Genomic DNA, 11,950 nt, shown 5'->3' with positions numbered 1-11,950 from the left:
GGCCGCGAAGGTCGCCGCCCGCCCGGGCGCGACCGCCGCACAGAAGAAGGCCGCCGCCGACGCCGCCGCCGCGGCGAAGGAAGCGCGCGAGGTCGCCACCGAGGCCGCGAAGCTGGCCGCGAAGCCGGTGACCGACGCGCCGGCCACGGCGAGCCAGTCCGCCGCCACGGCGCAGTGCGCAGGCCCGGGCTGCACCGCGCGTACCACGGGTGCGACGTCGGGGCTGGCCGGGAAGTCGCGCACCGACGCGACGTGCACCTCCGCCGCGAGCGGATGTGCCGTCACCAGCACGGCGGCCGCGACCACCCTCCGGGACGCGGGTCAGACCCAGGGTGAGAAGCCGAAGACGGTTCCCGGCGTCTCGGGCAGCGGTCAGTCGAGCTCCACGATCCTCTGCCCCGATGCGGGCTGCGTCGGCCGGGTGACCGGTACGGCCGACGCGAAGGCGCAGCAGGACGGTCGCAGCAGCCACAGCACTGCCAACGGCTCCGCGACCTGCGACGGCAGCACCGCATGCCAGGCGCAGGTCAGCGCGGCATCCGCCACCGTGCTCACCGCTCCCACCGTCGACGAGGCGAGCCGATTCGTCTCCACGTCGGCCCAGGTGGCGGCCATGTGCGACAACGGGACGAAGTCGGGCTGCGCGACCAGGACTTCGTCGACCACCGAGACCGTCGCTGCGGGTGGCACCGTCCGCGGGAAGGCCACTGCCACGTGCGCGGCCGCCGGTGTGTGCCAGGCGGCCACGAGCGGGTTCGCCCTCTCCGCGGTCACCGAGGTCGCGAGCAACTGCACCGGCACCGGTTGCCGCACCCACACCGAGGGCACCGCGAAGGCGGTCGTGGCGAACGGGGTGAACCGCGCGTCCTCGAGCACGGACTGCACGGCGGGTGCGAACGGGCAGTGCACCGGCGTCAGCCAGGTCGGGGCGTCCGCTGCCGGCGCTCAGGTCGCCGCGTCCTGCCAGGGCAGCGAGGGCGCGACCTGCCGGCAGAGCATCGCGGCGTCGAGCGCCGCGAAGAGCACCACGGGCGGCAACAAGGCCGTCGCCGAGTCGACGTGCGGGGGCACCGGTGGTGCCGGGTCGGGCTGGTGCGCCACCAGTGCCACCGCTCAGACCAGCGACGAGCAGGCGATGGCCTCGGCGGTCTGCCAGGGGAGCGAGGGCTCCGGCTGCACGCACACGTTCGCGGCGTCGAGCAAGGCGTCGAGTGCCACCGGCGGCAACCGCGCCACGGCGAACGCGTCCTGCGGGGGCAAGGGCGGGGCCGGCGCGGGCTGGTGCGCCACGAGCGCGGCGGCGGACACCGGTCCGGGTCACGCGATGGCGGCCGCCTCCTGCCAGGGCAGCGCGGGTTCGAGCTGCTCGTACTCCTACCGCGCTCACAGCTCGGCATCGGCGCCCGGTGCGTTCGCGACGGCCACGGGCTACGGCTCGGGCACCACGGGCGGCGGCATGGTCATGACCACGGCCTCCGCGACGGGCGGCGGGAACTTCGCCCAGGCCGCGGCGTCCTGCATGGGCAGCCCGGGCACGCACTGCAGCCACTACTACGAGGCCACGGCGTCGGCCTCGGCATCGCACCCGTCGGGCTCCTGGGCGAGGGCGTACGCGCACGGCTCCGGCGGCGGCGGCATGGGCGGCGGCGGGGTCGCCGTGTCGGCCTACGCGCACGCCGAGGAGGGTTTCGCCAGCGCGGGCGCGAGCTGCTCGGGCGCCGCGAACTGCACGGCCTCCTACTCCGCACACGCCTACGCGTACGACGAGCTGAACACGCCGTACGGCAAGTACACGGCGGAGAAGTGGGCGACCTGCTCCGGCTCCGGCAACGGCGGCTGCGGTGCGTGGGCAGTCGCGATCGCGGGCCCGGACGGGGTCGCAGACGCCGGCTGCACCGGTGATGGAGGCTGCACCAAGGGCGGTGCCGGGCTCGACTTCATCGCGGCCGAGATCAACACCGACGGCCTCGGGATCTTCGTCGACGAGAACGGCAACCCCATCGACATCGAGGACGTCGACCGGGACCACGCGGCCGTCCGGGTGACCCAGGACGACGAGGGCCGGACCATCGTCGAGATCAAGCCGCGGGGCACCGACGAGATCACGCGCTTCGCGCCGTGCCCTGCGGGGACGACCTGCGAGCACAGCCTCGACGGGATCACCGGTGGTCGGGACAGCGGGAACCCGAACGGCGATCTCTACGCCTCGATGCCGGTCGAGGGCGCTCCGGACCAGCGGCACCAGGTGCGCGGCACGGAGGGCGTCGGGATCGCCCAGGACGCGGAGGGCGACGCCGAGGCGTGGGTGCGCGGTCGGGGTGAAGCGATCGACGGCCGCACCCGGGACCGGATCGTGTTCACCCGCAGGGCCCAGGCCGAGTCGCAGGTCAACAACATCCGGTTCGGCAACAAGAAGGGCTCACCGTTCGCCAGCACCTGCAACGGCGGGTGCGAGTGGTGGTCGCCGACCGGCGAGCACCTGGTGGTCGAGGGCAACTGGGGCCAGATCCAGGCCCAGGACGGGTCCGGCGCGCCGGCGCGGATCAAGTTCCACGGTGGTGGCGAGTTCACCAACGACCAGGGCGATGTGGTGCACGCCGACAACCTTCCCGCCGGCGTCACCGACATCATCGGGCGCGGGCGTGACCTCAGCACGCCGGGCATCTACTCGATCAAGGGCACCACCGGGTACATCAAGTTCAAGGACCCGAACTACAACGCGACGAACAACCCGAACTTCTCCGAGCGGCCGGGCACGGAGTTCTTCAGGATCGAGATCACCGGCGGTGATCTCAGCAAGGGGATCAGGGCGACCACCCCGGACAAGAACGGCAAGGGCGGGTCGCTGTGGTGCGAGGGCAACTGCGTCCGCACGATGCCCGGCGTCTACAGCGACGGCTCGAACGGCCACATGTACGACCCGGTGACGCGGTGCGACAACTGTCAGATCACCGAGCAGCTTCCCACCGGCGAGGGGCGGTTCCCGAACGGCTACGGCTCGGTCACGCTCTTCGACGACAGCAACGGGCTCGTTTCCCGGTACACGCCGTGGGGTGACAAGCAGACCTGCAAGGCCGGCTCGGGCGGGCGTTGCGGCTTCACGCAGTACAACCGGTCCCTCGCGGACGCCAACGGCGAGGGCGCGGGCCAGGGCGGCGGTGCGATCTGCGGTGCCTCTGGCGAGGGCGGCGGCTGCTGGGGCGTGAACCAGGAGGGCCACTACCAGAACGCCACCGTCGTCAAGAACGAGGAGACCGGCGAGTGGGTCCCGGTCCGCATGGGCCTGCTCTACCCCAACGACGACGGCTCCCACGTCGGCCGTTTCTGCGTGGGCGGCTCGGGCGCGTGCTCGGGTCACGGGGCGAGGGAGTACGACGCGCCGCCGGAGACGAACGGGGCCATGGCCGCCGTGCTCGACCCCAGCCTGCAGATCTCCGAGGAGATGGCGCGGGAGCTGGCCGAGCTCAAGGGCCCGAACGGCGAGCAGCTCCTGCCGGGCCGGGACGCGGACGACCGGAGCCCGCTGACCGCCTCGGAGCTGGAGACTCTCGCGGGCGCCGGTGAGGAGGAGGTTCTCGAGGCCTACAACCGCGACCTGCCGCTGTCGCAGACCCAGCGCGACGGCGTGCAGATGTCCTGGTTCGAGGACACCGTTACGCAGGAGGAACTCGCCCCGGAGTACGAGGAGCTCCGGGGGCCGATCGACAACCTGGCGGATCTCACCGAGAACGCGCTCGCCGACGACGGCTACATCGACGACGCCGAGTGGGCCGACATCAAGCCGGTGCGCGACGCGATCGATCGCGAGGCGCCCGGGTTGCTGGAGAAGTGGGAGCCGGCGCAGACGCGGCTGCAGCTGATGCGCGCCGCCGGTTGGACGCTCGACGACTACCGGGCGGCCAACGCCGAGGTCGGCAACGACCCCGACCTGATCGAGCACCTGCTCGGCGAGCCCCTCAGCAGCGACCCCGAGGTGGCCGACCGCCAGCAGAGGCGCGCGATCGACGTCGTCTCCCAGCAGCAGCAGGACCTCAACAACGCGCAGCTGGAGATGCACCAGGCGCTCGGCCCGCGCATCGCGCGGCTCAACGATCGCATCGCACGGTTCAACCACGCCGCACAAGTGATCGAGGGGCGTGGCGGGCCGAACACCGGCGAGGCGATCTGGCTGAACCGCGAGCACAACGCGATCACCGCTGAGCAGGAGGAGATCGCGGTCGCGATGCGGCCGTACCAGGCCGACATCGATGCGGCGGAACAGGTGCTGCGGCAGACCGACCTCGCGTACGCCGACGCGTCGCGCAACTCGTCCTGGGCGAGGGACCTGCGCAGCGCGTACGACCGGCACAACCGCGTCAACGACCTGTACGTTCGGCTGTCCGCGTCGTCCCAACCGCGCCAGAAGGAGCTGTCCGAGACCTTCGGTGTCCTCTCGAGGCTGACCGAGGTCGCGTACAACTACGTCCGCGATCGGAGGTTCGAGGCTCCGCGCAACTACGAGCCCGGTGACCCGATCGGCCCGAACCAGAGCCTCCTCGGCGGCCGGTACCTGCCCTCGACGATGCTCGGGGACTTCGCAGCGATCCACACCGGTGCGCGGTTCCTGGACGACTGGAAGCGCTACGACGGGCATTTCCGGGACCAGATCAATGACACGATGAGCCTCGACGACCAGGCCGCGCTGGCCGCGTTCGGGGTCACCCCGCAGATGAAGGAGGCCGAGCTCCTCCCGCGCGAGACGGACTGGCGCGACGACGACGTCATCGCCAGCCTGATCGGCCCGGACGCCAACCCCGAGGACGTGCAGAACCGGATCGAGGAGCTGTCGGCCGACGGCAGAGCCCAGGCCATCACGATGCCGTACGAGAACCCGGACGGCACGTGGGGCGCGATCACCCTGTTCCGGGTCAAGCAGGAGGACGGCTCCTACCGTTACATCGACCAGACGGGGGCCCACTTCGGGTCGCTGCAGGACTTCCGCGACAACAACGAGATCCTCTCCGAGGACGGCACGCTCATCGCCGTGGAGAACCTCGACGAGCTGGAGGCGCTCACCGAGGACGGCCTCGACCCCGAGACGGGAGAGGCGCCGACGAGCTGCGAGGGCTGCCGCATCGTCGAGAAATCCGGCCACACCCCCGCCAGCTGGTGGGACAAGTTCGGCGGTTACGTCGTCGGCGGGGCGATGGTCGTCGGCGGTGTCCTGCTGTGGGCAGGGGGCGGGATCGCCACCTTGGCCACGCTGGGGGCGGCATCGCCGCTCGGGGCGGCCGCGGCGGTCGGTGGTACCGCGCTGATCACGGGCGGGATCGCGTACACGACCTACGACGCGGTCAGCAACATCGTCAACCGCAACAACCACGGCCAGTCCAACAGCTGGTCGAACCCGGCGGCGCGCGCGGACTACCTCAACCTGGCCGGCAACGTGCTGACGGTCGTCGGGGTGGGGGTCGCGGTGAAGGCCGCGACAGCCGGTGCGGCACAAGCGACAGCACGACTAGGGGGGAGTCTCGGCGTCAGGGGCGTCGGGGCGACCGCGCTACAGCGCGGGGTGACGGCCGCACCGGGCTGGCAGGCCGCGTGGAGCAGCGCCCAGGCGGCGTCGAGCACCACCTGGCGCGGCATGCTGGGCCTGACGGCCGCCACCACCAGCAGCCGGGTGTCGTACGGCGCGAACGCCCTCGCGTTCGGGGCGTTCGGCTACACGTTCGGCGAGGGCGTGGTCACCACCGCGCGCAACTGGGACCGCATGACGCCCGGGGAGAAGTGGGCGGCCTTCGGCAACCTCGCGATGAGCGCGGGCATGCTCGGCATGCCGGTCGCCCTGGGCGGGGCCGGCAAGGTGTTCCGCTTCCAGGCGATCGGCCTCCCCCGCCTCACGAAGTCGGGCGCGCCGATGGCGAGCCGGATGCCGGGCGCTGAGCGGTTCGTCGAACCCGGTCCGCTCGGCCCGGCGCTCGCCGACGCCTCGGCCGTCCCGGCAACCCCCGCTGGGCCGCAGCGCGCTCCCGGCCGTCCGATGTCGGTCCGGCAGATCGCGAAGGCCGAGGGCATCAGCCGCAAACAGGCCCGCGCGCGGTTCGAACAGCAAAACGCCGAGGCCAACCTCCGCGTGGTCAACTGGATGCGCAACCAGCGCACCACACCGACCGAAACCGCCGCGGAGCTCGCCCACCGGCTGGGCATCACCAAACGACAGGCCCGCGACGTGCTCAACGCCGTCAAGGGTTCGCGCCTGGTCGAGCGCGTCAACAACCAGGGCGCGGTCGTCGAGTCGGCTCGCACGCTCGCAGCGACGCACGGGGTGAGGACGTCGCTCGCCAAGGGAGCCCAGCGGGTCGCGGCCCTGCGCGGGCTCTCGGAGCTCGCCGCGAAGATCGTCGACGGTACGGTTCGGCCGCTGTCGATCGACGAGATGGCCAAGACGTTCGGCATCTCGCGCTCCGATGCGCGCCTCGCGACGCGGATGGCCACGCGCAGTGCGGAAGTGGGGGGCCAGCGCGTCTCGGTCATGGACCGGATCCGCCAGCTCGTGCAGGCCCCGCGGGAGACGGTGGTCGAGACGCTCGTCCGCGAGTTCGGGATGACGCGCGCCGAGGCGGACACGATGCTGCGGATCTCGGGCTCCCGCGGGCTGGCGGAGCGGCTCGACGCGATCGCCCGCGGTGAGTACCGGGTGCTCACCCGGGGTCAGCTGGCGCGCGAGTTCGGCCTCGGTCGCGGCGACGTCAGGACCGTGTTGAAGGTCACGCGGAACATCGCACTGATGACGCAGCTCGGCCGCATCGCCGAGGGCGGCGTGCGTCCGTCGGTCGAGTCGCTGGTCCGCGACCACGGCTTCTCCCCCGCCGAGGCGCGCAAGCTCCTGGAGGCGGCTGAGAACCCCGCGCTCGTCACCCGGCTCGGGGAGATCGCACGCGGTGAGCGCAATACGCCGACGGCAGCCGAGCTGGCCGCGGAGTTCCGGATCAGCCTGGAGCTCGCCCAGTGGTCGGTGCGCGTGGCCGGCAACACCGCGCTGGCGCTCGAGATCTCGCTCACGCAGCTGGGCGGTGTGCAGACCGCCCGGGTGGGGCAGAAGGCCACGGAGTTCGGGGTCAAGCGTGGGGACGTGCGCCGGATCCTGCGCGCCATGTGGAGCCCGGAGCTCGGTCGCCAGCTCGGCACGAGCGCCCACGAGGCCGGCGAGGCGATCGCCCCCCCGCCTGGCGGGACCGGTGACGGCGCCGACATGCCGGTCCGCCTCGGCGGGGACGGCTCGGCTGAGGCAGGTACCGGCGCAGCGGCTCCCGACGCCGGCGACGGCCCCGCCACCCCGGCCGCGTCGGATGGGGGCGACGGCCCGGCGACCCCGCCGGCGCCCGGTGGCGGCGACGGCACGCTGCCGCCGGTGCCGCCTCGCGGGGGCGCGGGCGGTGGCCCGGGCCAGTCCGGCGGTGACGGTGGTGCCCCGCCGCCGCCCGGCGGCCACGGCTCCCCCGGCGAGGCACCCGACGGTGGCGGCAACGGCGGTGTGAACGCGTCCGGGCTCGGGCTCGATCCGAACCCGGTGACGGGCACGGCCTCCGGCGTGCCGCCCCCAGGGCGGCCGGTCAAGCCGATCTCGGCGAGGAAGCTCGCCCGGGCGATGCAGAACCTGACCGCTCGCCCGATCGAGGCCGTTGCGCGCAAGATCCGCACCGGCCTGTTCCGCAAGCGCATGACCGTGGACGAGCTGCGCCAGCAGATCGAGCACCGGCGTCAGCTCCAGCAGGAGAAGGGAGAGCACCAGGACTACGAGGTCGTCGAGTACGAGTACGGAGACGCGCGAGTCGTCTTCGTCGAGCACCGCCCGGCAGCACCCTCGAAAGTCCGGCGCGGCGGCTCCGTCACCGCGCTCGAAGCGCTGTGGCGGCAGACGCTCACGGACAAGGCGCTTGCCGAGGCGAAGGTCGAGTTCCTGCAGCGCCGGCTCGCCGGTGCTGCGGACGGTGAGCGCGCGGCCCTCGAGCACGCGATCCGCGCCGCCCGCAGCAGGGCGCACCAGCTCGCGCAGGAGCTGAAGGTCCTCCACACGCACGCCGACCAGGTCGAGGAGACGCTCAGGCCCAACCAGGACAAGATCACCGAGATCGAGGCGCTCCTCGCGGAGTGGCGCAACAACCCGAGGCGCTACGAGGAGCTCGTCGAGCGGCTGCGGGATCCCGCGCAGCGGGCCCAGGTGCTCGAGGAGCTGAACGACGTCCAGCGTTGCGCCCTCGTGTGCGAGGCCAACCGACGCAAGATCGGCGAGACGCCACGCGACGTCCAGATCGCGGCGGTGCTGGCGCTGGACAGCGCGCCCACCGGCGGTAGCGGGCTGCGGGCCCTCATGGCGCTCCGCAGGCACCTGCCCAGAGGGGTCGTCGTCCAGATGCTCACGGGCGAGGGCAAGACCCTGGTGGCCCGGATCTGGGCGTTGACGCGGGCGCTCGGGGGCGACCCGGTCGCGGTGATCACGCACAACAGCACGCTGGCCCGGTCGGGTGCGGCACGTGCGAAGAAGGTTGCCGACGAGCTCGGCATCACCACCGCGTTCCGCGAGCCCGGCAGGACCACCCGGCCCGGTGTGGGCACCCGCGACCCGGACGGGTTCCACGGCACGCCCGAGGCGCCCCCGCACCTGAGCGACATCTACGCGGCCGACGTCGTCTACGGCTCCGCCCGCGAGCTGGTCGCCGACTGGCAGCGCGGCAAGCACGATCCGAACCTGCGGTTCGGCTCTCGCCATGTCGTCATGGACGAGGTCGACATGCTGGCCATCGACTGGGGTCGCACCGCGTACCGGTTGGGCGCCCAGGTCGACGGCACCGTCGACAACGCCGCGGAGATGTACGCGATCGCCGACCTGGCGCGCGCTTACCAGAAGCACGGCGAGTACGACATCGTCGACGGCCGCGTGCGGATCAGCCCGGAGCAGGCCAGGGAGTTCGCCGAGAAGGTCGGACTCGGTGGCGAGCTGGCGCCGCGCCACGTCGCTGAGATCGCCGACGCGCTGACGTCCGGCTGGCACCACCGGTACAACCGCGACTACTTCCGCGACGGCGACGCCACCGTCGTCGTCGACCGGGACAACGGCGAGGCGGTGCCGGACAACCGCTGGTTCGACCACGGGTGGATCGACGCCCTCGAGGGCGTGACGATCAAGCCGCCGCTGCGGACGGTGTCCGAGGAGACCCTCCTGCAGTACCTGGAGGCGCAGCTGTCCTACCGCGGCATCACGGGCACCGCGAAGGACGCGGCCACCGCGCTGCACAAGGTCTACCGCCTCGAGGTCGTCGAGATCGCGACCTACGACCCCCGCCGGCTCGCGGAGCTGCCCCGCCGGGTCTTCGCCGACTCCGCGACGCTGGCGCGCAGCGTCGCGGAGGAGATCCTCGAGGCCCACCGTCGGGGCGACCCGCGCCCGCTCCTGATCCTGGTGCGCGACATCGCCGATTCCATCCGCGTCGCCAAGATCATCAAGGAGGTCCTGGCGACCGGACCGCACCCGGTGGAGCCGCGGGTGGTCAACGCGACGACCCCGCGCCGGCTCTACGAGACCATCGCCGAGGCCGAGGCCGGCAGGCCGTTCGCGGTGACCGTTGCGACCGCCCGGTTCGGGCGCGGCACCGACATCTCCCTCGGCGGCTACGCCCCGCCCGGCGCGCCCAACCCGGTCCGCGACATGCTGATCGCCAAGGGCGGCGGGCACGTCGAGATCGTGAGCATGTTCGGGACCCGGCGGGCCGTGATGCAGGGTGGTGGCCGGTTCGGCCGCAACGGTCAGCCGGGTACGTGGCGCGAGTCGCTCTCCCTGGACGACCCGCAGCTCGCCACGTTCGCCAACCGCCACCTGCTGCGGTTGCTGAAGAAGCTCAGCGCGGGTGAGCTCACCGGTTGGCGCCTCCGGCTGGCCAACCGCATGATCAAGAAGGCGCAGGTGCGCGCCGACCGGCTCCGTGCCGCAGAGCTCGCCCTGACCGTCAAGGGCAAGCTGCGCCCGGACAACGTCAGCGAGCAGCTCGTCGGGACGATCGCGGAAGGGCGGCTCGGTGAGGCGGCCCGCGCGGTCCAGGAGGCGGACCGCAGGCTCGCCGCAGCGCTGAACGACTTCGCGGAATCCGGTGGTCTCCGCGGGGCCGGCCTGCCTGCCCGGCTCGCCGAACTCGAGCAGGTCTGCAGCAACGTGTGCGCCGCCGAGCACGCCCTCGTCACGGCTCAGCGCGCGTTCCGCGCTGAGCTCGCACGGGTCCGCCCCCGTGTCCTCACGCTCCCGTCCGCGCAGGCCGCGGACCCGGGAACGCAGGTCGGCGCGGACGTCGAGGCCGAACGCACCTTCGCGCTGACCCGAGCGGCGGTCGCCCGGGCGCGTGAGCAGATCAAGGCGGGCGATCTCGCCGGTGCGATCGCCACCGTGGCGGGCATCGGTCAGGACGCGATCGACGTCGCCGGGGCGCTGCCCGGTGAGTGGGGCGCTGCCCAGTGGACGGCCGTTGAGGCGCAGCACCTGGTCTCGATGCTCCAGCGCATCGTGCTGACCCGGCTGCACGTCGACCCGAACCACTTCAAGGGCGTCCTGGACAACCCGGCGTTCCTGAACCGCCTCGAGGCGCTCGTGGTCACCCTGCCCGCCGAGACCGCGACCAAGGCGGCCCGCGCGGTCGCCGCGCAGGAGCGGGAGGTCCGCGAACTGCTCGCCCGCCTGGAGGCAGGGGTGACGCAGCACGGCGGCGAAGGCACCGAGGCGAACGCCGACCTGCAGGGCGTCGCCGACGCCGAGCTGCGCCACCAGCTGGGCCGGTTGATCGGGAGCAACGTCCCGGAGCAGGTGATCGCGGACCTCGTGCGGCTCGCCGAGCGCGGCTCGCTGTCCGCGGAGGAGCTCCGCCAGCTGATCGCCGTCGGCCGCTGGACCGGCCACGCCGCCCCCGCGGGCGCGATCGGGACGTTCGCCGCGAAGCACGGGCTGAGCTGGACGAAGTCCACGAAGCGGCGGCTCCTCGCGGCGTTGCGGGAGCTGCCCGACGAGCCTTCGACCAGGTCGACGCTGCCGCACGACGCGTTCGCACCGGGCTCGCTCGAGTCCCTCGTGTCGAGGGCGATGGGCGGTGAGTCCCGCCGCCCGGTGGGCCAGTTCGCGGCCGACCTGCCGGCGTGGCTGCCGCAGTCCTGGAAGGACGCCATCGTCGAGCGGATCAAGGCCGGCCGCGTCCCCGGGTTCGCCTACGTCGAGCGCACCCGTAGCGGCAAACCGGCCGACCGGATCGAAGACACGAGGTCGTCGGCCGACCAGCCGGAGCGCGCTCCGGCGCGTGGCTGGGCGCGGGTCGCCGCGGCGATCGCCGGTGCCGGGTCCGCCGCGGGAGGCGTGCTCGCGATCGTCGGCGAGACGGGCGGGGCGGCGTTCGCGGCAGGTGCCGCGATCGGTGCGGTGGTCGCAGGGGTGTTCGGTGCCTACCGCTTCGTGCGGCTGGGCCGCGGGCCGCCGTCGGTGCGGGCTACCCTCGCCGGCGCCGTCGTGGCGTCGGCCGCCGGCCTCCTGGTGGCCGGCGTCGGCCCGTCCGCCGCCGCGGTGGCGGTGGGCGGCGCGTTGGTGAGCAGCGCTGTCATCCGGGCGCTCCCGGACGTGGTCGCCGCCGCCCGCAGGCGCGGCGCATGGGTGGCCGGCCTGGCCGCCGAGATCGGCTTGGCCGGCAACGGTGGGCCCGTGGCGAGGGCCGCGGCGAGGCTCCAGGTGCGGCGCGACCTGCGGCGCGAGCTGGCGGCCGAGCAGCAGCGGGTGGCGGACGCCCGCGAACTGGTGGCCGACTACCGGGCGCAGCTGTTCGAGGCGCTCGACGCGGGCATCCGGTGGGTGCTCCACCCGCCGGACGGGACCAGCCGCACCCGCGACGAGCTGGAGACCGTCGCCGAGACGCTCGGCGTGCCGGTCGAGTTGGTGGAGTCGATC

At 73.0% G+C, this 11,950-nt stretch carries 5 protein-coding genes; 1 reads left to right on the top strand and 4 read right to left on the bottom strand.

The features are described from left to right. From VKZ81_RS08550 to VKZ81_RS08535, 4 genes are all read right to left on the bottom strand, one after another. The coding region (locus tag VKZ81_RS08550) for a hypothetical protein (protein WP_324240909.1) at positions 1 to 285 on the bottom strand (285 nt) is incomplete at its 3' end. A gap of 87 nt (positions 286 to 372) precedes the next feature. Further along, positions 373 to 885: a hypothetical protein gene (locus tag VKZ81_RS08545; RefSeq protein ID WP_324240908.1), complete on the bottom strand. Its 513-nt coding sequence runs from the start codon at positions 883 to 885 to the stop codon at positions 373 to 375. Between the two features lie 60 nt (positions 886 to 945). Continuing rightward, complete coding sequence (locus tag VKZ81_RS08540) at positions 946 to 1,101, bottom strand: hypothetical protein (protein ID WP_324240907.1); 156 nt, start codon at positions 1,099 to 1,101, stop codon at positions 946 to 948. Positions 1,102 to 1,113: 12 nt separating this feature from the next. Beyond that, positions 1,114 to 1,308, bottom strand: coding sequence for a hypothetical protein (locus tag VKZ81_RS08535; protein ID WP_324240906.1), 195 nt, complete (start codon positions 1,306 to 1,308; stop codon positions 1,114 to 1,116). A gap of 16 nt (positions 1,309 to 1,324) precedes the next feature. Between VKZ81_RS08535 and VKZ81_RS08530 the strand changes: the two genes are divergently transcribed. Next, positions 1,325 to 11,950, top strand: a 10,626-nt coding sequence (locus VKZ81_RS08530; protein WP_324240905.1) for a preprotein translocase subunit SecA, incomplete at its 3' end; no start/stop codon positions are given.

The organism is Pseudonocardia sp. (genome assembly GCF_035305885.1).
GTDB lineage: Bacteria > Actinomycetota > Actinomycetes > Mycobacteriales > Pseudonocardiaceae > Pseudonocardia.
Note: the sequence above shows the minus strand (reverse complement) of the source record. Positions and strands in the feature narration are given on the sequence as shown.